Raw genomic sequence first — 23,452 nt, 5'->3', positions numbered from 1 at the left:
TTTTTTTAGTAAATTTAACAGTATTATCAAAAATTTAGCTAATTGAAAAAAAATGATTTATGATGAGAATAAAAAATCGTAAAAACTCGAATAAACCTTTTGAAAAATCAAACCATACACCGAAATCATCAAAATCCGCAAAATCTCGCGGATTAAAGATCATTCTTAATGATTACAAACCAATTTTATATTTTATTCCCCTAATTCTTCTTATTAGTTCCGATGATGCAACCCTCTTAGTAAATGAAGTTCTCATAATCGTTTTTTTTCAACTTGAAAATAATTTAACACCTTTTGGAATACTTCTTGGAGTATCTCAAATTACCAAAGCGATATCGCTACTTATTTTTGGATATTTAGCAGATAAATTCCAACGAAAAAAATTATTGCTTATTTCTTCTCTCTGCTGGGCAATTTCTGATATCATAATTAGTTTATCTGAAAGTTTTGCTATGCTTTTCACATTTAGAGTTCTCAGTTCAGCATTTGCGGGAGCAGCAGCTTCAGTTATTTTAAGTATTTTAGCCGATTCTTTTTCGAGCGATGATAGAGGGATGTCTTTTGCAATTTGGACTATGATCAGTACTATCGGTATTGCCATTGGAGGGATGCTTTGTAGTGCATTCAATAAAGTTACTGTGGATTTCGATGAATCTGCTGATGATTTTATTGCGCGTATAGCAAATATTCGCTCGACAAATTCTATTGAAATAATTCAACAATCTTGGCAAACTCCATTTTTAGTTTTTGGATTATTTGGCTTAGGATTTATTTTTCTCGCAATGTTCTTTAAAGAGCCAAAAAGAGCTGCAAAAGAAAAAACTCTTACAAATATTCTTGCATTTGATGAAGTTGATTACTCGAAATTTTATTCAATCAAATTAAGTGATTTAAAATATATTTGGAAAAGAAAAACGAATTTTTTCTTAGTGGTAAATTTTTTTGATACGATATTGGCAGGAATGTTGGTTGGTTATTTAATAATGTGGATTTCTGTTGATATGGGATTTGATGTTAGCGATTCTTCATCAATTGGATATCTTCTTCTCTTTTTAATTCCGATTATCGGTGGTTTAATTTGGGGAAATTTCTTTTGGCCTAAACGAGCAGATGAGGCTGTAAAGAAAGGAAAATTAACTGCTCGAGTTAGAACAGCCACATTTCTAGGTTGGGTTCATCTTCCCTTTCTATTATTGGGATTTGCATTTATTCCAAATTACCAAACAATGACTTTATTTAAAGGAGCTGTGGAGACTACACCTTTTACTTTTGGTGTTGGATTAACTATCATGGGATTATTAATAGGAATCGGTATGTCGTTTGAGATGGCTGTAGGACCTCTTCATTATTCTTCAATGGTTGATGTAAATTTACCAGAACATCGATCAACAATGATTGCTGCCGCTTCTTTTATGGATGCAATAGGACGTGCATTGGGAACGACTATCGGGGCTATAATTATGGATTTTTTCATTGCACGTGATAGTCCGAGTCCAATTTCTGAAACACTTCTTTTTTCTCTTATAACTTTTGGTATTATTTCAGGTTTACTATGGCTTCCAATTTATAAATATGCAAACGGGGATTTTACTGAAGTATCTCGAATACTACAAGAAAGAAAAGAATTTCTGAAGCAACAACATGGAATATCTCAAGAGGAGTAGAATTAATTATGAACATTGCATTTGGAAAAATTATTATAACTCCAAAAAATGATGGAGTTAATGTCTCTATGGCAGGATATACCCGGTCATTTCCTGCTCAAGGTAAACTTGATGATATCTATGCACGTGGAATGCTAATTGAAGAAGAACCTCGATTTGAAATATCTAATTCTTCTAAATCATTTGAATCACTTGAATCACCAAAACGTTTTCTCATACTTAGTCTCGATTTTTTAAAAGTACCATTAAGTATCTCGCAGTATATTAAGCAAAAACTTACCAAAGTGCCTGAATTTAAACTAAAACCAGAAAATATCATGATTCATGCAATTCATACTCACTCAGCTCCTGATTTAACTGGAGAATTTTATTGGCCAGGTAGTTTTTTAAATGTCTTTCGAGGAATTATGTTTGGTGTAAATCGGAATGATCGTTATATTGTTTATTTTACCGACCGTATCATAAAAATGGTACGAAAAATGGTCCTCCATTTAGAACCTTCTCAAATCGCAATAGCTCATCAGAAAATTACAGAAGATATCCTGATTAATAGAAGGAATCCTATTCGAAAATCTAAAAAAGATTTATGGGTTTTGGTATGCAGGTCCCAACAAAATGGGCATATCACAGGTATTTTAGGACATTTTCCCATGCATCCAACTACTCTATCATTTCAAAATAATAAATTATCCGCAGATTATCCTGGGCGGTTTTGTGCGAAAATTGAAAACACATTTGATCAAAAAACTCACGCTATTTTCATCACCGGCGCAGCCGGAGATTTAAATCCAATTACAACTTGTGGAACTGATTTTGATGTTTTAGAAAATGATCCAAAAGCTCGTCTTTCTGTATATGAGCAATTAGGAACCTATGAACACACTCAGAAAATTGGATTTTTACTTGCAAAAAAAGCGATAAACTTAGCAAATTCTATTCCAAAAGATCAATACTATGATTCTTTTACATTTCAAAGCCACGAGAATAAATTTCCAATTTATATTCAAGATAAACAACCATTTATTTATAATTGGGGAAGATGGCTTCAAAATAAGCTATTCTTCTATCTAAAACGAGCATTTCTATTCCCTATTGCCACTCTCCATAGTAAAGGAAGATCTCCCAATTTCCCTGGAATGATGCTGGAAAGAGCATCTTTATCAATTGATTTTCAACATAGATTAAAAGTCTGGACTATTATTCAATTCGTCAAATGCCAGTTTTTTCAAAAATCTAATCAATCACAAAGAGAACCTCTGTATATATTAGGAATTCCAGGGGAAGTCTTTGAAGATTTAGGTAAAAAATTAAAGCAAGCAGTTCCTCAAAATACTTTCAGATCTAAGAATATATTACTCTTTCAGAATACTAATGATTGGGTTGCCTATCTATTTGAACTTAAAGATTATCTGATACAAGGCGGATATGAATCCATTGTTTCTGCAAGTCCGACATGTGGCACAGAAATTCTTAAATCGTTCAAAAAAGTATTTTCTGCTACTGAAAATGCAACTTAACTTCCCTTATAAGAAAAATCAGATCAAATTTTTTTATTTTATATTTATTAGATTAGAAGCTTAACACTTCCAATTTGAGTGAGAATGGCTAAAAGAATGCTGCAAGGTACAATAATAAGAAAGTACCAATGGAATTCAATAAAAATATATCGTATACTAATTATACACGCAATTATACTCGCAAAAAAAACAACAAAAAGGATCCCCCACACTAATTCTTCTGCATGTGTATAAATTTTATGAGCACCAGCTTCTTGTGCAGGTATCTGAAATACTCTATAATAAATCCAACCTATAATGGGTATTCCAATAAGTATTGCCCAAAATCCATCGCTTAAATAATGATCTCCTTCAAAAACCCTAGCTAATGCCATAAGAATACTATATATGAGAGTAATACAAAAAGTGAATATTACTATTCCCCTTTTCTTTGTACATGTACTGATAAATCCAAAAGAAACCAGAAGAACCGCCACAGATGTGTGTCCAGATGTAAATGAACCTTTTTTCAATGCTTCAATAAAGGATAATTTTCCAAATGTCCACATGGAAGAATAAAGGCTCTGTTCTTCAGCGACGATCCCAGGACGGGCTCTTGCAAATAAAACTTTAAATCCCCGATTAATTACAGTTAATGCAAGAATTGTGGCTATCATATATTTAAAATATTTTCGAAAAGGGATTAAAATTTTTCCTATCTTCGGGATAAATGAAATGCAGTAAGCCAAAAATGATAGAATAATTATAAAATATGAAGGATCTTGCCCACCAAATCCATCACCACTAAAAAATGATCTATCAAAAAAATGAGCAAAATTTGTCAAGATCTCACTTGATTTGCGTAAAGTAATAAAAGAATTCGAGATTTTCTGGTCAAAGATTCCAATTATTATAGAACCAATAAAAGCTATAGCCAAATATAGAATAGTAATTAATAATAATCTCCGATTTTCATAGAGAGGTGGTTTTTCATTCACAAATAACCAATCGTTTTAATTACTAAAAAAGATATATTGTATCATGCAACTAATCACCAAAATAAATTATTTAGAAGCGATGGTAGAGTATTCACATTTATTTGAAATAAGTTCTCCACCCTCAATTATGAAAGAAAAAGATCTTTCTTTTGTTGTACGTGAGGAAATTTCTCAGGGAGGCACTTTATTAGTAGGAGATTTGATTGTAAAAAAAAGATCAACAAATATTTTAGAAGCACATCCCTTTCCAGAATGGGTAGTACAGCTATATAATCCTGGAATTAATCCTGGAAAATTATTTCTCATTCTTCCAAAATTTTCTACAAAACAAGTTAAAAGATTTAATCGAAAATCACTAGCTTTAAGATTTGATAAGATAAAGGATGCATTAAGTGACCTTACTGCTGTTGATTTTTTAGTAATTGAATATGTTCCAGGATTGTGTGTTAAGATTCCACCTAATATTCCTCATGAATTTGTTAGCATTACTACAAATGAGCAAAAAAATCCTTACTGTCAGGTTTTTGAGCCAAATTATCTTCCTCTAAGTGAATTGCTGAAATTTGATGTTACAAAATTCTTTACTTTAGGATTTGAGTTAAAAATATAAAAAGATATAAGAAAAATTGAGATTGACTACTTATTTTATTCAATAATCATGATAATTCATCTTTTTTCAATTCATATTTCGGAATATTAAATATCCAATAATAGAAGATTGCATTGATGATATAAACCATTCCAAATGCCCAAAGTACGTCGCTTGCATGGTGGGCACCAACTGCTATACGAGATACACCAGTTAAAATGCCTAGTATAATACTGATGAATAATCCTGCCCATTTAAAGAAAGTAAAGACTCGGAGTTTCGCTTTATAATCCCATCTTTTGACTTTTTCTGCCCAATAAATTGGATTTTTAAAAATATAATAGAAAATTATGAAGACTGCCAGAAGTGAAACGTGTCCTGATGGAAAGGATTTTCCAACACCAATTAAAGATGGATCTTTCCAAAAAGCAGGTTCCCAAACCGAATAAAAGTCGAACATTTCTGCTTCGGTACTATTTGGCCATAAAAAAGTTTGTCGGGGGCGGGGTCTTCCATAAAAACCTTTAAAGATCATATTAACACAGATCACTACACCAGTAAAAGCAGAAAGAAAGGCATAAATTCCAAAATAAGCCAAATACCCCCATTTTTTTCTATTTATCAATCCTAAAATAATCATCGGAATAAGAGTTAAATAAAGAAAATATTCAAAAATATCATTATATTCATTAAGAAAATTCCAAGGTTGGACATTTTCTAAGGGAAAACGTTGACCTAAAGGTAATGATTCATCATAAAAATAATTTGTAATGATTTTATCAAGTTCACCATCATTAATTTTCAAAAGGATGGTTCCAATAATCAAGATCACTGCAAATAATATGATGTATTTATGTGATTTTACCCAAGCGATAACATATTTCTTCTTTACGAAAGAAAGGGAATAAGTTTTTTTTATGTTGTTTTGATTCATTTTAAATCACCATAGAACTTTCCATCTTTAATTAAAAATGATGAACCGAATGATTAATTTCTCATGAAAAAAAGGCATAAATTAGTGCCAGTAAAAAAATTAATACAAATCCTAATATTCTCAAGTAGAAATTTCGTTGAGAATGAAAATTTAGTGTATTTATCTTGGATTTTGAAAATATTTTCCAAGATATCTTTTCATTAATTTCAATATGTTCTTCTCCTATTTGAGCAACATCTTGTATTCCAACAATCATCATAAGGATATTGTAAGATATAATTCCCCAAATTAGCGATGAAATTACCATATCAAAAATTATCATCCAATTCCAGGAGACAATGTAACTCCAACCCCAGAAAAGTTCTAGCGTAGATAGATACAGAATACCACTTAGTCCAAGAATATCCATTACAGTCAAAGAACTTAGCTGTTGCTCTATTGAAATATTTTCTGTAGATTCATTTTGGATTATCTTTAGTGCTTTAAGTGATATCTTATTTCTTTTGAACATGTAAAATTTATTCACTTGATGATCGCTTTGAATATATTTGATATATTTATTTTTTGGAAAGTTATAAACGAAAAACTTTACGCTGAGATAAATGCCATAAGTGAATCCGAACATCGTTAGATCTGTTCCCCAGAATATTTCTGTAAAGGCACTAACTAAAGAGATAATTATCAAGAGAGTCCCAAAATAGATTCTAAAAAGATCTTTTGATGAAATTTTATCTAATTTATCGATTTGTTCACTATTGACATTTTCTTTTGTCCGTTCTTGAATATGTGTACTTTCAGATTCTGGTTGAACCTGCTGGAGTGAAGTGTTTGAATCAAACCATAAATCATAGAACTGTAAAATCTTTTGGGGGATTTTATAATAGTTTTGTAATGGAAAAAAGGTTAGTTGAAACAAATGCGTAGGCGTGTCAAAAGATAATCGATATTTGGGAAATAATAAGATAATTACTGCTGCACAGATATCAATAAGTGCTGTTATTACCATCATTAATGGCAAAATATCATCTTTGGCAAGATGTTCTCTGAAAAGAGGAATCCCATATTGCAAGATCCTTAGTGCCATTGGGATAAAAAGCAAGATCCATATATTTTTAAACTTCATGCCTTGATTTGAAAGTGTGATTTTACTGGCTTTTTGGGAATCTATTTCAGTTATCCTTGAAAATACCAGATTTCGTTCTTGTATAGAGTACATTTCATTATCAAAAGAGAGAATAACTTGCTTAATTGAAAGAATGCTGTAAATAAACATGAAGAATCCGACAAGTAGAGGAATTAGGCCAATTGTATAAAAGAAAGATATTCCACCTAAAAATACTGCATTACCTTGACCAACATATTCACTTATTGTTGGATTTTCAGGATGGCCAATTAAATGTCCTAATAGCACATAATCGAGAATTCCTACTGTTAAAAATGCTACACTAACAAAGAAATAACTCCACGGGAAAGAGAAAAAAGATAATATCTTTCCTTTTTTGAGAGAATTTGAGTACCTAATCGATTTGATACGATTATGGTGAACAAGTTTCAAATTATGTTTTACTTCTTGTTGATTTTGTTCCATAAGTTATCCCTTCCAACTCCAATTTTCATCTAAGTATCCAAAATATCTCAATATATAGTAGGGAAGTGAAAAACTTGTACTAGCATACTCCCGAATTGTCTTTGAATTATTATAAAGATTATTTCCATCTTCTTGGTAAGGATTTTGGTTCCACACTATAGTAGATGGTTCCATCATTTCTACTGTGGCAGGCTTTAAATAACGATCACGAAAAATTGCATCTTGCAATCCATAGGTTAGCCATTGATATGTATTCCCAAAGGGGTTGTGATCTACAAAATTTTTCCACTTTGCTATATTTGGATCTATTACCTGCCATTCTTCGCTCAATTCAGTTCGGGATATGGTTTGGTTTCTCCCACCGCAAGTTGTATCATATGGAATCATATTAAAAACATGAAATCTCCATAATTGATCCAAAATATCCCACCGAATTTCATCGACAGCAAAGTTCGCTGAACCTTGTGCTAGATTTAATGCTGCTAAATATACAGCGTTTAAAAATGCATTACGATGTCCTCGATAGTTAATGTAAGTCGATGATTGATAATTTTCAAAATACTTCTTTAATAACACTGGATCATCTTCCACTAAAAATAAGCCCAATACAACCATATTTTCAAAATACTGGCTGTAATAGTTATCAATATTATCCATAGCTGATACATACGGTGTTCGGTTAATATTCCGTTCTTTGGTTAGGTAATAATGATAAAGTTGTGCATATCGAACATTTTCAGGATCAACCCGAGTTGCCATTTTAGTTAACAACAATTTCCATTGGGAATAGCATGGAGGTTGTAAATGTGCTCCATTAGGTTTTCCATCTCCACTCATTTCCTGCCAAAAACTGCTCAAAAATCCTTCCATTGCTTGTAAAATGATTAATCGTGTCACATCTTGAACATCAGGAACATCTTGTACGAGCATCAGTGTGGCTGCAATACCTAGGAAATATCCGCCCAGTTCATCTTTACTGGTGTATAAACGAATTCGCCAATCGGAATAAGGACCACTTCCATTAAAATGGCGAAATCCATCTTCAAATATCCATGAATAATTTCCATCAGTTCTTTGAGCAGGAGAAGCATAAAATCTTCCAATTTTTGTTCCTGGAAAGTCTGGTCCTAATCCTCCATTAGGTATCTCAATTAATAACCGTAAAGCTGTCAGCATACGTCGAATTAAATTTAAAGAATAATTACGCTCATCCCCATCTGGTAGAGATGCATATCGGAAGCAAGAAGCCACTAAATTTTCAGCGGTGTGTAGTGCACCATTATCGGTTCCATCATAAAGAATAATTTCTCCTGTAGTTGTATTTCGAACAAAACTTTGGCTTAAATTAATGGGAATGTGCATTTCTTGGAGATGTTCAAATTCATCTCCCATTTCAGCTAAGCGTGTAAGGTTTATTTCTTCTAAGGGATAAAATTCACTGGTGCTGGGTGCATTCTTCATATATCCAGTTAGTTCAGGAACTATTCTTCCTAAATAAAAAGTAAAATAAAATCCCCCAAATAAAAAAGGAAATAGAACCACACAAGATATAACAATTATTCGAATAGTTCGGAATCGTTTGGCTCGAATTTTCATTTTTTTTCACCTTTAAATTATTTGTATTTTATAATTTTCCCATGATCGCTAATCTTAAGATTTTTTTATAACGTTCACTCTCAACTAAATATTGAAGAGTGGGGGAAATAAAATCAATTGCACGGAAGAGACGCCGAATCTCATGAGCAAATTGGATTTTTTCAGGATCAATTTTAAAATCAGAAGCTTTAGCTTTCTTTACAGTTTCAATCCATGCAACTGGATCTTTCTGTTTTATTATTCCATCTAGTGCATATATCCCCAAATCTTCCATTCCTGCAGCTAATAATGCACTGGCTTCAGCGCGATATAATTTTGGATCATTTTGAACTGCTCGAATATCAGCAACCCCAAAATTTGTAATTCCTAATGTAATTGAAGATTTTTCTGAGCCATATTTACCAATAAACTCTTTAGCATAGATATAAATTAAATGCCGGTAATCATCATGAGATATTATCCCTTTCGATGCAGCTACATAATCAGTATTAAAAATCATATAATTAATCTGATCCCAATCAACTTGAGAAACTGGAACAGTCATAAAATCTTGAATTCGGAATTCTCCATCAAACTCGTCTTCATATGCTAATGGTAAAGCTACAGCAATTGCCTTAGTGCCATATTCGTGCATCATCTCTTGCATTTGTGTAAATTTTGCAAATGAAGCTTCGAATCTGTCTTTATTCATATTTTTTTTGATTGTATTGATTATCTTGTTCACAGATTCTAATTTATCTATCCCAGATTTTTCTTTAATTTTTTTCCAGATTTTTTTCTTTTTTCTTTTTGATTTTACCAATTTTGACTTTTCACGGATTTCTGTGGCTCTTTTTGCTTCTTTTGGATCTGTTGTTGGTTCTAAATCAATGAGAACTCCTTGTGGGATTGAAAAACCGTTGATTTTATACCACTCAAGAAGATTTTTAATCAATTTACTAAATTTTTCTACAGAAATCTCATTTGCATAATATCCATCTTCGACGCTTAACAAAGGCCAAGGAATCATGTGTTCTTCAATTCCTAAGTCTCGGAACCTCATCATCATATCTTTAAGATTAGGATCTTGAAGATCTTTTGGTAAAATTCGAAGAGCGCAATATGTATTGGTTTTCGCCAGCACTTCAATTGCACCGGAATCAATCATTTCCCGTGGGGACATAAATTCCACCGGAAAAATAATTCTATTAAATTTTTCAACCATTTGTTTTCAACCTGTAAAGAAAGTAATAATTACTTTAATCATGAAAAAAATTATTTTTGCAACCAGTAAAGGATACGACTAAGTAATGGTGCTTTATTTTCTGTAAATTCATGGCCTCCATTTTCAAAAACCAAACATTGGTCATCAGGTAGGTTCATTTTTGCTTTGTTAGGAACAAAATGCGTTTCAAAGCGAACAATATCATCATCTTTGCAATGTGCCAAAAAAACACGATTTATATATGAATAATCATGAGTAATATAATTGACCGGAGAATTTTGATGGAATGCGTCTAAAAATGCCTCTTCATCTTTAATATGTCGAACAATTGATTTATAAAGTAATCTTTTCACGAAATTACCTTTTTTAAAATTCCTTTCAAACATTATTCGAGAATCGTATGGTGCACAAATTGCGATAATCTTTTGTATACGGGATTCATGAAGTAATTTCGATAAAACCATTGTTGCCCCAAAGGATGCGCCTATTACAAATATTTTATTACGATCTACTCCTTGATGCGAATACATCCATTCAAATGCTTGTGGAACATCTTTATAAACACGTTGCACAAACTTATCATGCAAAGTGTGCAAGATATGTGGTTCATTCGGTAATCGAGAAGCTCCTGAAGCACGAAAATCATAAGCAAAAACCCGAAATCCTGCTAAGCATAATGAACTTAAAAATACTTCAAAATTGAAATCTTGGGCAAATCCTCCCAATCCATGGAAGAACAAAATACTTGGAGCAGTATCTGATGTAGTATCTGATGAGTAAATATAACCTTGTAAAGTTCTACCATCATCCATGGTGATTTTTTCTTCAAGTCTTTGAATTTGGACGGTTTGAATCCAATGTTTTTTTCTTTTTTCTATCAATCGAATTCTTATCCCTCGAAATAGAAATCTTCCTATCTTTGTTGTGATCCATCCAGTAATTAATCCCCCAAGAAAAACTGCTATCTTTAAGAGATCCATATTCAAGTTATAATTCAATCATGATCTTTAAAAAAGTAATAAAAAAATCCCCAGAATTCTGGAGAATGAATCAACCACAAAAATTTTAACACGCAGCCAAACATTTTACTAATTGGTGCAATTTAATGGCGAAAAACTCGCTTTCCGCAAAATACAAGTGAAACATTCAATTCATCTGCTTTTTGAATAACCATATCATCACGTATCGAACCACCAGGATTTAATATTGCTTTTGCACCCGCTTTAACTGCTTCTTCCAATCCATCTGGAAATGGAAAGAAACTATCTGTACCCATCACACTTCCTTGTAGATCATGACCGAATTCACGAGCTTTATCTGCTGCTAACCGAACGACATGAACTCTAGATTGTTGACCAGCTCCAATTCCCAGTGTATAAATTCCTGTTTCATATTCTTTTGCAAATGCCGCAGAATTGGATTTAGCCCATTTTGAAACACGATATGCAAATATTAATGCTTCTTTTTCTCGTTCGGAAACTGGTCGTTGGGTTTTTACACTCCATTCTTTAATTATTGGTTTCCAATCATAATCTTGAACTAAAACACCACCTAAAACGCTGCGAATTTCTGGTTGTTGGTAAATTTCATTTCTATGTGTAAGAAAGTCTCCAAATGCGACAATTCGCATATTTTCCTTTGTCTTAAGTATTTTTAATGCTTCTGGCTCAAATTCTGGTGCTAAAAGTACTTCAACAAATACCTTTTTTTCTTCGATGATATAATGGGCTACTTCAGCTGTCAATTTGTTATTAAATCCCCAAATCCCTCCAAATGCAGACAAAGGATCGGTAGAAAAAGCATGTTTGGTAGCTTCAAGTTGTGAATTATAATCAATAGCAACACCATTTGGAGTGGTATGCTTAAAAATGGCACATACTTGATGTTCGGCATGATCTTGTTGAAAATCGAGTAAAACTTGCATGCATGCATCAATATCTAACCAGTTATTAAAAGAAATGGCTTTTCCATGAAGTTTTTTCAAATCACTTAATCCTAGTGATTTCTCCATATCTTCATATAAATATCCTCTTTGCTCCCAGTTTTCTCCATATCGGCATTTTTGCACCTTTCGGTATAATCTTATCAAAAGTTCTGGAAAATCATGAGTCTCTTTATCTATTACAGCATTTGAATTTTCTTGCATATTTCTACCAAGATAATTTGCAATGGTTGCATCGTAAAGACTAGTTGTAGCAAAAACTTCTTGAGCCAGCTGCCAACGAATTTCTAAAGGCACTTTGCCATTGTTTTCATTCATTAAGTTGATTATTTCTTCGTATCGATTTGGATTGCTAACTACAACAACATTATGAAAAGATTTAGCCGCTGCCCGAATTTGTGTTGGACCTCCAATATCGATCATCTCAAGTGCAGTGTTTAAATCCGTATCTGCTTTGGCAATTACATCTTTAAATGGATAAAGATTACACACTACCATATCAATTGGTAAAATATTATATTTTTCAGCATCTGCCATATCTTGAGGATTTTCTCTACGCATTAATAATCCTCCATGAATGCGTGGATGCAATGTCTTTACACGACCGTCAAACATTTCTGGAGACCCAGTAAATTCAGAGACTTGGGTAATGGGAATACCTGCTGATTCTAAAGTGCGCGCAGTTCCCCCAGTAGATAAGATTTCAATATTAAAATCATTAACTAATTGACGAGCAAAGTCTACAATTCCTGTTTTATCGTATACGCTAATCAAAGCGCGTTGAATTGAACTCATAAGTTTTACAAAGGTGCAATCCAAAAATAGATTCCGTATTAATTAAAATTCCATAAATCTCAGAATTATGAATTATCTCATTATAGAAAAATTATAGTAGATTGATTGCAAAATAATGGTAAAAATATTAGTAAAAATAATAAAAATAATAAAAAGCATTTTAACTGATCAAATCATGAGGTTGTGATTCAGTTACTCCTGAAGAAGTAATACGAGCCATACGGATTTTCGGTGCATCCTTAATAGAATTCACACCTGCATATATCAATCCATTACGAATTCCATCTTCTAACTGATCAAGTACTCCTTTTAATGGTCCTAGAAAGCTAACAAATCCTGAGACTCCTTCTGCTAATTTCTTTGAATCCTTAATATATCTATCATCGGCATATGATCCAACTGCCCTTGCTTCTGCACTGCCCATTCCACGGTACACTTTTACTTTTCGACCTTTTACGGTGTCAATATATCCTGGTGATTCAGTGCACCCTGCAAAGAAATGCCCCGACATAATCATATCCGCCCCAACTGCAAATGCCTTAACTAAATCTCCCGGATATTTGAAACCTCCATCAGAAATTAAGCCTATTTTGGGGTTATAGTCCATAATAGCATCTTTTACTTCTGCTGTAGCAAAAAGTGTCGGCGCGCCAACTCCAGTTTGAATCGTAGTCGTGCAGATTGATCCTGAACCCATTCCAACTTTAATTCCAATAAATTTATCTTCTGGATATCCATAAGTTAGTATTGCCTCGGCAGCTTCATATGTTCCAATGTTTCCTAAAACAAATTTTGAATCGAGTACTTCCATCATCTCTTTTGCAGAAACCATATCTGCTTTTTTATAGAATTCTGCCACATCTGTCATCATAATATCCGCTTTTGCTGCTGCTTGCTTTAAAATTTCTAAATCATGTGGGTTTTTTGGTAAAAATGGGCTACATCCTAGTCCGACCAATAAGCGACCTTTATCATCTTTTGAACTGTAAGGATAGGTTGGTTTTAAATCTTTTTTGGTAATTAGACCCACTAATACTCCATCTGCGTCTACAAGTGGTATTTTTTCTTTACGAATTTCATAAAGCTTATTTAATCCTTCTTCACGCGAAACATTTGCTGGCAAACATACAGGATTTCTTGTCATAACTTGATCTACAGTTCCATTTTCGTTTGGATCAAATGGAATATCGCGTGAAGTAATAATTCCAACTACTTTATTTTGATGATCTACAACTGGGAAGCCGCTAATTCCCTTTTCTTTCATCTTTTTTACGACTTCTCTAATTGTCATATCCGGCCGTACAGTTGCGACATCTTCAATTATAAAACTACGTGCACGTTTGACTTTCTTTACCATCTCAAGCTGATGTTTATAACTGCAATTTCGATGTAAAACACCTAAACCTCCTTCTCGAGCTATAGCTATCGCCATTTGAGTTTCAGTTACTGTATCCATTGCAGCGGAGACTATTGGTGATTCAAAATGAAATGGACCGAGATTTGTGGCAATATTGCATTCATGTGGTAAAAAATCAGTATAACCAGGTAAGCAGATTACATCATCGAATGTAAGAACCCATCCTTGGTCTGCGGCAACTTTCCGCCTAAAAGAGTATGATTTTTCTTGTATTCCCATACACAAAAGTGGTATTCATTTCTTTTCAATTTTACGCTTAAGCTGGAAGCATACTTTTCATTATAAATAATTTATTTTTAATCTGGTGATGAAAAATTTGATTGATGAACATTTTTGATAAATAAAATACTAAAAATAATCAGGGGAATCTCATCTTTTATGCAATGAACAATTATAATATATAATGAATTTCACTCGCACCCAATTTGAAAATATTCTTGATAGAACCCACTCATTTTCCATTAAGTGGGATCCTGATTTTATGATTGAAAGATTTGGTACTTCTGATTTACTACCTTTTAATCATGCAGAAATGGATTTTGAATGTCCACTTCCTATTAAAAAAGCAGTTCAATCTCGGGCACAACATGGTATTTACGGTTATACTTTGGTACCTCAAGAATATTATGATGCAGTTATTTCTTGGTATAAGACACGTCATCAACTTTCAATCAATACTGAAGAAATTCTCTATTCAACGGGTGTTATTTTTAGTTTACGTAATGTAATCCAATTTTTTACGCATCCTGGAGATGAAATCCTGCTTTTTACTCCAATCTATAGACCTCTTGCAGAGGCTGTTACTGATCAACAACGAAAATTAATTACTGTTCCCTTACGGATAGATAAGAATTATTATTCCATAGATTATGATGCTATAGAGAAAATTGTGGCTTCTAATCGCATTAAACTTTGTATTATCTGTAACCCACATAATCCAGTAGGCAGAGTCTGGCGACAGGATGAATTGATTCGATTGGGGAATATTTGTCTTGCTAATAACATTTTAATTGTTTCTGATGAAATTCACTGCGATCTTACTGCTGAAAATCACTCTTACACTTCAATTTTAAATGCTTCTTATGAAATCAGTCAAAATGCAATCATGATTACTTCATATACAAAAACTTTCAACACATCTGGGTTAAAAACCGCTAATGTTTTAATTAAAAACCCTTTATTACGAAAATCCTTTTTTGGTTTTTATAAGAAAAAATTTATTTATGCGCCAAATGTATTTGGAATTATTGGACTTATTGCAGCATATACTCAATGTTCTCAATGGGTTGATCTTTTAACGCAGTATTTGGATGAAAATTACGAATATGCTTATAATTTTTTCATTAAAAATGAAATTCCAATTAGAGTAATGCCTCGGGAAGGAACACCCTTACTTTGGTTGGATTTTCGAGATTTTCCTTATCCATCTGAAGATGTATTTGAATTGTTGTTGACTCAAGCTCATATTATTTCGTATGATGGTCGAGATTTTACAGCTAACGGGGATGGTTTTCAAAGATTAAGCTTGGGATATCCTAGAAAAATATTGAAAGAAGGATTGAGCCGAATTCTCACAGTTTATAAAAATTTAGAGAAATAAGCTTTAATTAGTTTTCCTTATCTACAAAAAATCCAATATCCAAAAAAAGTCATTTGCCACGCAAAAGTTGAATGCTAAGCAGATACATTTCATCATTTTAAAATTCTAAAACGGAAGAAATTTAACATCACAACAACAAATAATCATATTGAATTTACTCTAACAGTTAAAAATTATTGGGAAAAAAAATGACTGGAAACTATCTATTTAAACTGATCATCGCTGGTAGCGGTGGGAGCGGAAAAACTACATTATTACGGCGATATACTACTGGACTTTTTAGTGGCTCTACAAAAATGACAATCGGGGTGGATTTTTCAGTAACTCAGTGCAAAACCTCGAAAGATCAGAACGTAACTCTTCAGATCTGGGATTTTGGTGGTGAGAACCGCTTTAGAAGTTTGCTTCCGAGTTTTTGTTTAGGTGCTAGTGGATGTTTAATGTTATTTGACCCGTTACGTCCCGCTACATTTCACGAATTAGAGGAATGGGTAGATATTGTGCAATCGAATACAAAAAACATCCCTATTCTCCTTCTTTCTTCAAAACATGATTTGATAGATGAAGGCCATCCATTTTCAGTTGCAAATTCTGATATTGAAGCATTTGTTGAAAAGCACAAATTAGCAGGATATATTCATGTATCTTCAAAAACTGGCCTTAATGTGGCTCAATCATTCACCCAAATATCAGAATTGATGATTGAAAAAAACGCGGGGTGATTTTTACACCTATCGCAAATCAAGTTTTCGATTTCTTTTTTTAATTCATTGCACATTTTCTTATTTTTCCCATATAAAAGTAAAGTTCAGAGAATTTTATAAAAATGGATGAGATTTTTAGCACAATGACAGAACATGAAGATCTAAACATACAATCTCTTAAGGTTGTAATTTCTGGAAAAGATCCATCAAAAAAAACAATATTACATTTATTAAAAAAGTTAAATCTTAGCCGAAATATAATCAATCATCAAATTGCTGTAATGAAGAAAGCAGTTAGTTTAGCTTATAATATTACAAAGGTTGAAGTTAATATAGAAACTGTCCGAATTGGAGCATTGGTTCATGATATTGGGCGTTATAAAACTCATGATATGAGCCATGGAGTAGAAGGAGGTAAATTACTTCGAAAGCTTGGATTTTCGGAAAATATTGCTCGAATTGCTGAAACACATTCATTAGCTGGATTAACTGCTGAAGAAGCAGTAACTTTTAATCTTCCTGCTAAGAATTATCTCCCTCAAAGTATTGAAGAGAAACTTGTATGTTTGGCAGATAAATATCACATGGGAACCAGAAAAGTAACTATTGAAAAGCGGTTTGAAAAATGGTTTTTGAAATATGGTGAGACACCCTTTTTACAGGAACAATTGAAGCGGGCTAAATTATTAGAAGAAGAAATATTGCGGTTGATTTTTTGAATATATACTTTTAATGAGCAATCCTTTTTTAAAGTGGTATATTACCAATTTTTAGTGCGAATAAGTTTTAAAATATATTAATGGAAGTTGAAAAATCTTGAAAAGATGTTTTAGGTGAAATAATATTCCATTGAATTATTATTTTCAATCTCCTATTTGGAAATTTCAAGCACAGATGGATCTCCCTTTTCTTCCTACACCTCGACCAGTAATTGAACGAATTTTTCAATTTTTGAATGAAAAAATGTCTTTAAAGGGTAAAACTTTGGTAGATTTAGGTGCGGGAGACGGTCGGGTAGCAATATTCGTTGCAAAAGAGTATTTAATGTTATCTAGTGCTGTTGAAATCAATCTTGAAATGTTACAAACAATAAAGGATACGATCGCTCAAAGTGATTCAGATAAAGACAAATTGAGAGAAAGAGTAAGGGTTATTGAAGCGGATTTATTTAATTTTGATGTATCTTCCTATGATGTTGTTTATTCTTATCCCTTTCCAAAATGCATCCGTTCATTTATTCATATTTTTCATCAGATGAAAAAAGGTGCTTACATGATTTGTATTCGATGGGCATTGGAGCCTAAGCAAATTTTACCCTTTGAACTGTATGATCTTTCTGAAATTGCTCAATTTACTGTGTATATTTATCGAAAGGGTTAAATCTTTTGCTCAATTGAACCAAAAATGATCAAAAGAAATAATCACAAATGTAAATGTTCTTTTATAACTTGAATTGCACCACCTTTTTCAATATAACGAAGAATAAAAGGTGAAAACTTGGAAAATTTGAAGATTTGTTGGGTATTCAAGTTTTTCACCGTTCCTTGAATGAGATCGATCTGTAATTTGTCAAATTGTTTCCCAATGGCTTGTGAAGCAGGAAATTTAATTACAGGAAGTCCTAAGTTTATTGCATTACGAAAGAAAATACGGGCAAAACTTTCAGCCACAATCGCCTGAATTCCCAATTTTTTCAAAACAAAAACTGCTTCTTCACGACTGGAACCACAGCCGAAATTTTTTCCCGCAATGATTATATCTCCTTTTTGGACTAGTTTTGCAAAATTTGGAATAACAGATTCTAAAGTTGCCTTTAACAATTTAGTATTGTCTTGTTCTGTTAAAACATGTGAGGGAACAATCAGATCTGTATCAATAGAATCTCCCACAAGCCAAACACGACCTTCAATTATAGGTGAAAAGAGTCTGTCATCATGTTTCATGAATATCGTCTCATTTTTACTAAATACTAAATTCATCTTTTCTCTTGCGGAGGGCTTGTAATATATCCCGCTATAGCTGAAGCAGCTACAGTGGCGGATGATGCAAGATAAGTCTGTGAGCTAGGATCACCCATTCTTCCCTTAAAATTGCGGTTAGAGCTACTGATACAAATCTCATCAGGTCCCAATACACCCATGTGACCACCAATACAAGGACCACATGTTGGATACTCAACCATGGCACCTGCTTGAACAAAAATTTCAAGCAATCCTTCATGCATCGCTTTTAAATAAATGTGACGTGAAGCTGGAATAACAATAAATTTTACATCTATAGGAACGGTGTGATTTTTTACAATTCGAGCGGCAATACGCAGATCTTCTAATCTACCATTCGTACATGAACCTAAAAATGCTTCATCAATTTCAATTGGTTCCATTTCAGTAACGGGAATAACATTATCTGGACTATAAGGACGTGCGATCATCGGTTCAATTTCTGATAAATCATATTCTAGTGTTTTTTTATAGTTATAACCTTTCTCAGGAGAAATAAATCGTGGTGGGTTTGGTGAAATCGGCGTAGAATATGAAGTTTTTGATGAATTTATTTGTAGAACCTTATGTGAAACATTTTGTGAAATTGGTTTTTCTGATTTTTGTGAAATTGTTTGTAAATTTGAAGGTGATGTTGTTGCTGGGGGATGGACTCTTAACCAATCTGCTAATAATTTGTCTCCTTCAAAAATCCCAATTTTTGCACCCATTTCAACCACCATATTAGAGATTGTCATTCGAGAATCTATAGAAATCTGTGAAATTCCTTCTCCACCAAATTCAAATCCATCATAGATTGCACCATCTGTTTTAATATCCCTAAGCATTTGTAATACAATATCCTTTCCCAATACATTAGAATGAAGGTTTCCACGAAAATTTACTCTTATTGTTTCAGGAACAACAAACCATAATTCTCCAGTTGCAAAAAGATTAACAACATCAGTTGCCCCAATACCTGTACTGAAACAGTTAAATGCGCCATATGTGGTTGTGTGTGAATCAGACCCTGTAATTAACCGTCCAGGTTGAGCAAAACCTTTCTCTGGTAAAACTTGATGGCATATCCCTTGATTTTGCCCAAAATTCCATTTTATATGGTATTTTTCAGCAAAAGCATTTGCTCGCTGATGCATCTTTGCAGCTCGAACATCTGGAGGGGGGACCCAATGATCTAAGATAAATACAACCTGTTCAGGGTCCCAAATATGATCTAAACCTAGTTTCTGGAATTCGGGAGCAATTCTTCCACCTAATTGCTCATGAACCATAATATAATCGACATTTACTTGGATAAATTCACCTGGTGTAACGCTTTTTTCGATTTTGGAAATCTCAATGTTGTTTTTTTTTTTAGTGTAATTTGAAGAAATGTGTTTTGCTAAGATTTTATCACTAATCGACATAAAAGACCACACCGTAATGAATTAATACAGAGTATTTGATTAATTATATGATTAAAATTTTCTGAAATATCATGCAGAAAATTTTTTTACTTCGTGACATTTTATGTAGTACGCCTTTAATACCTTTTTTCTGTTGTTTTAGTACAAAGGATGGAAAAAATTATGACTAACATTGTGTTATTTGGAGCACCTGGTGCTGGAAAGGGAACTTTGGCAGGAAAAATAAAGAAATTTAGTTCCGTGGTGCACATAAGCACGGGAGATTTGTTCCGTGCCAATATTAAGAATGAAACACCTATTGGAAAGGAAGCAAAAAGCTATATTGATGCTGGACAACTTGTTCCGGATAGTGTTGTAATAGGGATGGTGAAAGATCGTATTGATCAACCAGATGTGAAGGAAAATGGATTTATGTTGGATGGTTTTCCACGAACATTAGAACAAGCTAAAGCCCTTGATGAAATTGCTTCTTTGGATGTTGTAGTAGTAATTGAAATTGCTAAAGAAGATTTAAAAAAGCGAATTTTAGGTCGAAGAAGCTGTCCCAAATGTGGAAAAATCTATAATATTTACAATGACGAATTAAAACCGAAGAAAGAAGGATACTGTGATGTTTGTGAAAACACCACTTTAGTGCAACGCTCCGACGATAATGAGGAAACCTTCGAAAAACGCTGGAATACTTATTTAAGTCAATCTGAAGCTGTAATTGATTACTATTCCAAGAATGAAGGATTGGTTCAAAAGATCGATGGCACACGTACAATGTCATACACGGAAGCCGAATTGCGTTCCATTCTAAAAATGTAAATATTTTAGAAAATTATTCCATATTAACTGATCCTCTATTTCTATTTTTCTTTCTCATTTTTTCTAATCATCTTATTTTTCATTTCACTTTGAAATCCAATATATTTGCTTATTTACTATAAAGATTCGTCTACGTTTATTATTTCAAATAATATTTTTTGAGAAAAGCTCAATATTTACAAAGCTATAGATTTATGAATCTACATAAGTATAGTAAACTGGGGAAAAAATGGACGAATATGATTTGGTTGTTGTAGGATCTGGAGTTGGCTTAACCCTTGTGAGTCAAGCTATCAATGTAGGTTGGAAAGTTGCGTTAGTAGAAAATTCAAAAATTGGTGGAACTTGCTTAACCAGAGGGTGTATTCCTTCAAAAGTGTTAGTATATCCAGCAGATATAATTCGAGAAGTTGAACATGCTAAAAAAATAGGAATTGATTATTCTGCTCTAAAAATTGACTGGGAAACAATATCCGCCCGAATGTGGAGTCAAATTGATGAATCTAATGAGATTGAAGCCAGTTTGCATCACATTCCAAATTTAACTATTTATAAGGGTGTGGCAGAGTTTACTGGAAAGTACGAAATGCGTGTGAGATTGAACACTCCATCGAGTTCAATATTAAAAAAAAAGCAGAGATATACCCAAATTTTTAAGGGAAAACGCTTTGTTCTTGCTTCTGGTGGAAGATCTTTTATTCCACCTATTCCTAGTTTATCAGTTGTGGATTACATTACATCTGAAACTTTTTTTGGTTTAAAATTTCCTAAGAAACCTTGGAAATCACTTATTATAATTGGAGGTGGTGTAATTGCGGCTGAATTTGCTCACATTTTCTCTGCGATTGGAACTAATGTTATGATCATTGAGATGCTTCCTCGACTTGTTCCTACAGAGGAACCTGAAATTAGTGAGATCCTCGAAAAAGAATTTCGTAAACATCTAGATGTGTATCTTCATACTAAAGCGGTTAAATTTGATGAAAAAGATGGAATAAAGGTAGTAACCATTGAGAATTTGGATAATCATGAAATTTCAGAGCTCAAAGCTGAAGCATTACTGATAGCAACAGGTCGTCGTTCAAATGCAGATATATTGAAAGTAGAAAATGCAGGTATTAAAACAGATTCTCAAAATTGGATTCGTACAAATGAATTTCTTGAAACTAATGTTCCAAATATTTGGGCAATTGGAGATGCTAATGGAAAATTCCAATTTCGACACAAAGCAAATCATGATGCGGAAGTTCTTGCACGTAATTTATTTGGGAATCGTGAGAAAATTCCAGTTGATTACAGTGCTGTGCCTTGGGCAATCTTTACATATCCTCAAATAGCTCATGTTGGTTTCACAGAACAAGAAGCAATTGCTCAAGGTTATAAAATTTATACTGCTGTGAAATCCTATTCCAGTATTGCAAAGGGTTTTGCTATGGGCTTAGATCATTCAGAGGCTCTGTTTAAATTGGTTGTAAATGAAGATTATCGTATTTTAGGTGCACATGCAATTGGGCCTCATGCAGCAACAATAATACAACAGATCGTTTATTTAATGAATGCTGGCTTTACATGTCCCCATGAAGGAGAGTTGGAGTTGGATATGTCATTAACTGACTTAAAAATGACAAATGCTTGTCCAGAAGCAGGATCATTCATGCCAATTTATCGCTCTATGGTGATTCATCCAAGTTTAAATGAAGTAGCAGGTTGGGCTATTGGAAATCTACGCCCCGTTAATATCGGTAAACATCATTCACATTAGGAAAATTTCAATACCTATTTACTCCTTTTTTAATAAAAAAACTTATTCGCACCATTACTTTACTTTATTCTTATAGAACAAAAGGAATAATCGCTTTTCTATCACTCGGATATTCTGAAAAGTTTTCGTGATACCATCGATGATGAGAAATTGCTCGTGGTATTAAGTTGGCAGCAGTCCAAAGCGCAAAAACAGCTCCAGAAACAGTCCACGTCAAAATTGTCCAGCCTATCCATTCTAGTATTTCCCCAAAATAGTTCGGGCATGAGATCCAACGAAAAAAACCACCAAGTGGAATTTTATAACCAGTTTCTCCAGGCTTCCGTAAATTTCTTAGAATATGATCAGAATGAAGATTAATAATGAAACCACAAAACCAAATTACTGTTCCAATAATGAAAAAAGGTGTTAAAAGCCATGATTCGGGGTAGATCGGGTTAATATGGAAAAGATAACGCGCCTGAATATATGAATTCAATCCATTAAACACCATTCCAAGTAGTATGATCGTTATTGGGATTTCTTTTTTTCCCCGAATAAGGAAAGGATAAATAAAAGCTCGTTGGATGTAATGAATTTCCCAAATAAACAAAAAAGCTATTGCTACTATCTGTGTTTTTTGTTCACTAATGATGTAAAAAACAAAGAATAGAATAGGAGATACAGCCTCCATAATAACCCATCCTAGTTTATTATCAATCTGAGGACCCCAGCTTTTATTGAGATATCTTCCATATCCAGCAGTTACAAAAAACAAACTTATAAAAACGATTATACCTAAGCCAATCATGGTATATTTTAATATTTCATGGAAAAGTGATTCGTTAAATCCTAAAAATGCTAAGATACGAATTATGTTGAAACCCCAATAGTGAAACATTAATTAGTAGAAGAATTCTTCTTTTAAATTGCTAATAGGAAGGAAATCTCCATTTCTACATATAATT

The 23,452-nt window shown here is 33.1% G+C and carries 20 protein-coding genes; 9 read left to right on the top strand and 11 right to left on the bottom strand.

Annotation, left to right across the window (positions count from 1 at the left end):
• Positions 1 to 59 precede the first annotated feature (59 nt).
• On the top strand, positions 60 to 1,664 hold the full coding sequence (locus ACXLDF_RS14360) for an MFS transporter (RefSeq protein ID WP_457559233.1): 1,605 nt from the start codon (positions 60 to 62) through the stop codon (positions 1,662 to 1,664).
• 8 nt (positions 1,665 to 1,672) lie between these two features.
• Positions 1,673 to 3,181 carry a neutral/alkaline non-lysosomal ceramidase N-terminal domain-containing protein gene (locus tag ACXLDF_RS14355; RefSeq protein WP_457559232.1) on the top strand — a complete coding sequence of 503 codons (1,509 nt, stop codon included), beginning with the start codon at positions 1,673 to 1,675 and terminating at the stop codon, positions 3,179 to 3,181.
• A gap of 47 nt (positions 3,182 to 3,228) precedes the next feature.
• Here the strand turns inward: ACXLDF_RS14355 and ACXLDF_RS14350 are convergent, their stop codons facing one another.
• Complete coding sequence (locus ACXLDF_RS14350; protein ID WP_457559231.1) at positions 3,229 to 4,158, bottom strand: phosphatase PAP2 family protein; 930 nt, start codon at positions 4,156 to 4,158, stop codon at positions 3,229 to 3,231.
• A 43-nt stretch (positions 4,159 to 4,201) separates the two neighbouring features.
• On the opposite strand from ACXLDF_RS14350, the gene ACXLDF_RS14345 reads away from it, so the two are divergent.
• Positions 4,202 to 4,768: a hypothetical protein gene (locus ACXLDF_RS14345; protein WP_457559230.1), complete on the top strand. Its 567-nt coding sequence runs from the start codon at positions 4,202 to 4,204 to the stop codon at positions 4,766 to 4,768.
• A gap of 46 nt (positions 4,769 to 4,814) precedes the next feature.
• Here the strand turns inward: ACXLDF_RS14345 and ACXLDF_RS14340 are convergent, their stop codons facing one another.
• From ACXLDF_RS14340 to guaB, 7 genes are all read right to left on the bottom strand, one after another.
• Positions 4,815 to 5,681 (bottom strand): phosphatase PAP2 family protein, encoded by an 867-nt coding sequence (locus ACXLDF_RS14340; protein WP_457559229.1) that lies wholly within the window; start codon positions 5,679 to 5,681, stop codon positions 4,815 to 4,817.
• 61 nt (positions 5,682 to 5,742) lie between these two features.
• Positions 5,743 to 7,269 carry a hypothetical protein gene (locus tag ACXLDF_RS14335; RefSeq protein WP_457559228.1) on the bottom strand — a complete coding sequence of 509 codons (1,527 nt, stop codon included), beginning with the start codon at positions 7,267 to 7,269 and terminating at the stop codon, positions 5,743 to 5,745.
• Positions 7,270 to 7,272: 3 nt separating this feature from the next.
• On the bottom strand, positions 7,273 to 8,865 hold the full coding sequence (locus tag ACXLDF_RS14330; protein WP_457559227.1) for a hypothetical protein: 1,593 nt from the start codon (positions 8,863 to 8,865) through the stop codon (positions 7,273 to 7,275).
• A gap of 28 nt (positions 8,866 to 8,893) precedes the next feature.
• A complete protein-coding gene (locus ACXLDF_RS14325; protein ID WP_457559226.1) occupies positions 8,894 to 10,027 on the bottom strand; it encodes a hypothetical protein in 1,134 nt (377 codons plus the stop codon).
• Between the two features lie 92 nt (positions 10,028 to 10,119).
• A complete protein-coding gene (locus ACXLDF_RS14320) occupies positions 10,120 to 11,067 on the bottom strand; it encodes an alpha/beta hydrolase family protein (RefSeq protein ID WP_457559225.1) in 948 nt (315 codons plus the stop codon).
• 104 nt (positions 11,068 to 11,171) lie between these two features.
• Entirely contained in the window at positions 11,172 to 12,806 is a 1,635-nt protein-coding gene (gene purH / locus ACXLDF_RS14315; protein WP_457559224.1) for a bifunctional phosphoribosylaminoimidazolecarboxamide formyltransferase/IMP cyclohydrolase, read from the bottom strand.
• 160 nt (positions 12,807 to 12,966) lie between these two features.
• Entirely contained in the window at positions 12,967 to 14,442 is a 1,476-nt protein-coding gene (gene guaB, locus ACXLDF_RS14310) for an IMP dehydrogenase (protein ID WP_457559223.1), read from the bottom strand.
• A 184-nt stretch (positions 14,443 to 14,626) separates the two neighbouring features.
• On the opposite strand from guaB, the gene ACXLDF_RS14305 reads away from it, so the two are divergent.
• From ACXLDF_RS14305 to ACXLDF_RS14290, 4 genes are all read left to right on the top strand, one after another.
• Positions 14,627 to 15,823 (top strand): MalY/PatB family protein, encoded by a 1,197-nt coding sequence (locus ACXLDF_RS14305; RefSeq protein ID WP_457559222.1) that lies wholly within the window; start codon positions 14,627 to 14,629, stop codon positions 15,821 to 15,823.
• 188 nt (positions 15,824 to 16,011) lie between these two features.
• The gene (locus tag ACXLDF_RS14300; RefSeq protein ID WP_457559221.1) at positions 16,012 to 16,545 is read left to right on the top strand and encodes a Rab family GTPase; all 534 of its coding nucleotides are present in this window, start codon (positions 16,012 to 16,014) and stop codon (positions 16,543 to 16,545) included.
• A 125-nt stretch (positions 16,546 to 16,670) separates the two neighbouring features.
• Positions 16,671 to 17,246 carry an HD domain-containing protein gene (locus ACXLDF_RS14295; RefSeq protein WP_457559220.1) on the top strand — a complete coding sequence of 192 codons (576 nt, stop codon included), beginning with the start codon at positions 16,671 to 16,673 and terminating at the stop codon, positions 17,244 to 17,246.
• 130 nt (positions 17,247 to 17,376) lie between these two features.
• On the top strand, positions 17,377 to 17,907 hold the full coding sequence (locus tag ACXLDF_RS14290) for an SAM-dependent methyltransferase (protein ID WP_457559219.1): 531 nt from the start codon (positions 17,377 to 17,379) through the stop codon (positions 17,905 to 17,907).
• 41 nt (positions 17,908 to 17,948) lie between these two features.
• Here the strand turns inward: ACXLDF_RS14290 and ACXLDF_RS14285 are convergent, their stop codons facing one another.
• Entirely contained in the window at positions 17,949 to 18,470 is a 522-nt protein-coding gene (locus ACXLDF_RS14285) for a LeuD/DmdB family oxidoreductase small subunit (RefSeq protein ID WP_457559218.1), read from the bottom strand.
• 32 nt (positions 18,471 to 18,502) lie between these two features.
• Complete coding sequence (locus tag ACXLDF_RS14280) at positions 18,503 to 19,933, bottom strand: 3-isopropylmalate dehydratase large subunit (protein ID WP_457559217.1); 1,431 nt, start codon at positions 19,931 to 19,933, stop codon at positions 18,503 to 18,505.
• A gap of 162 nt (positions 19,934 to 20,095) precedes the next feature.
• On the opposite strand from ACXLDF_RS14280, the gene ACXLDF_RS14275 reads away from it, so the two are divergent.
• Both ACXLDF_RS14275 and ACXLDF_RS14270 read left to right on the top strand, forming a co-directional pair.
• Complete coding sequence (locus ACXLDF_RS14275) at positions 20,096 to 20,743, top strand: adenylate kinase (protein ID WP_457559216.1); 648 nt, start codon at positions 20,096 to 20,098, stop codon at positions 20,741 to 20,743.
• A 229-nt stretch (positions 20,744 to 20,972) separates the two neighbouring features.
• Complete coding sequence (locus ACXLDF_RS14270; protein WP_457559215.1) at positions 20,973 to 22,505, top strand: dihydrolipoyl dehydrogenase family protein; 1,533 nt, start codon at positions 20,973 to 20,975, stop codon at positions 22,503 to 22,505.
• 70 nt (positions 22,506 to 22,575) lie between these two features.
• On the opposite strand, the gene ACXLDF_RS14265 is transcribed toward ACXLDF_RS14270, so the two are convergent.
• Positions 22,576 to 23,385: a DUF1295 domain-containing protein gene (locus ACXLDF_RS14265; RefSeq protein ID WP_457559214.1), complete on the bottom strand. Its 810-nt coding sequence runs from the start codon at positions 23,383 to 23,385 to the stop codon at positions 22,576 to 22,578.
• Positions 23,386 to 23,452: the final 67 nt, after the last annotated feature.

This window comes from Candidatus Harpocratesius sp. (assembly GCF_054039255.1).
This window is presented reverse-complemented; position numbering and strand designations above follow the sequence as displayed.

Bases quoted from the DNA above. Each gene is read 5' to 3' on its own strand.
- ACXLDF_RS14340 (WP_457559229.1), bottom strand. From the start codon at position 5,681: ATGAATCAAAACAACATAAAAAAAACTTATTCCCTTTCTTTCGTAAAG.
- purH (WP_457559224.1), bottom strand. From the start codon at position 12,806: ATGAGTTCAATTCAACGCGCTTTGATTAGCGTATACGATAAAACAGGA.
- ACXLDF_RS14280 (WP_457559217.1), bottom strand. From the start codon at position 19,933: ATGTCGATTAGTGATAAAATCTTAGCAAAACACATTTCTTCAAATTAC.
- ACXLDF_RS14305 (WP_457559222.1), top strand. From the start codon at position 14,627: ATGAATTTCACTCGCACCCAATTTGAAAATATTCTTGATAGAACCCAC.
- ACXLDF_RS14300 (WP_457559221.1), top strand. From the start codon at position 16,012: ATGACTGGAAACTATCTATTTAAACTGATCATCGCTGGTAGCGGTGGG.
- ACXLDF_RS14325 (WP_457559226.1), bottom strand. From the start codon at position 10,027: ATGTCCCCACGGGAAATGATTGATTCCGGTGCAATTGAAGTGCTGGCG.
- ACXLDF_RS14345 (WP_457559230.1), top strand. From the start codon at position 4,202: ATGCAACTAATCACCAAAATAAATTATTTAGAAGCGATGGTAGAGTAT.
- ACXLDF_RS14295 (WP_457559220.1), top strand. From the start codon at position 16,671: ATGACAGAACATGAAGATCTAAACATACAATCTCTTAAGGTTGTAATT.
- ACXLDF_RS14275 (WP_457559216.1), top strand. From the start codon at position 20,096: ATGACTAACATTGTGTTATTTGGAGCACCTGGTGCTGGAAAGGGAACT.
- ACXLDF_RS14355 (WP_457559232.1), top strand. From the start codon at position 1,673: ATGAACATTGCATTTGGAAAAATTATTATAACTCCAAAAAATGATGGA.
- ACXLDF_RS14265 (WP_457559214.1), bottom strand. From the start codon at position 23,385: ATGTTTCACTATTGGGGTTTCAACATAATTCGTATCTTAGCATTTTTA.
- ACXLDF_RS14335 (WP_457559228.1), bottom strand. From the start codon at position 7,269: ATGGAACAAAATCAACAAGAAGTAAAACATAATTTGAAACTTGTTCAC.
- ACXLDF_RS14270 (WP_457559215.1), top strand. From the start codon at position 20,973: ATGGACGAATATGATTTGGTTGTTGTAGGATCTGGAGTTGGCTTAACC.
- ACXLDF_RS14285 (WP_457559218.1), bottom strand. From the start codon at position 18,470: ATGAAACATGATGACAGACTCTTTTCACCTATAATTGAAGGTCGTGTT.
- ACXLDF_RS14330 (WP_457559227.1), bottom strand. From the start codon at position 8,865: ATGAAAATTCGAGCCAAACGATTCCGAACTATTCGAATAATTGTTATA.
- ACXLDF_RS14360 (WP_457559233.1), top strand. From the start codon at position 60: ATGATGAGAATAAAAAATCGTAAAAACTCGAATAAACCTTTTGAAAAA.
- guaB (WP_457559223.1), bottom strand. From the start codon at position 14,442: ATGGGAATACAAGAAAAATCATACTCTTTTAGGCGGAAAGTTGCCGCA.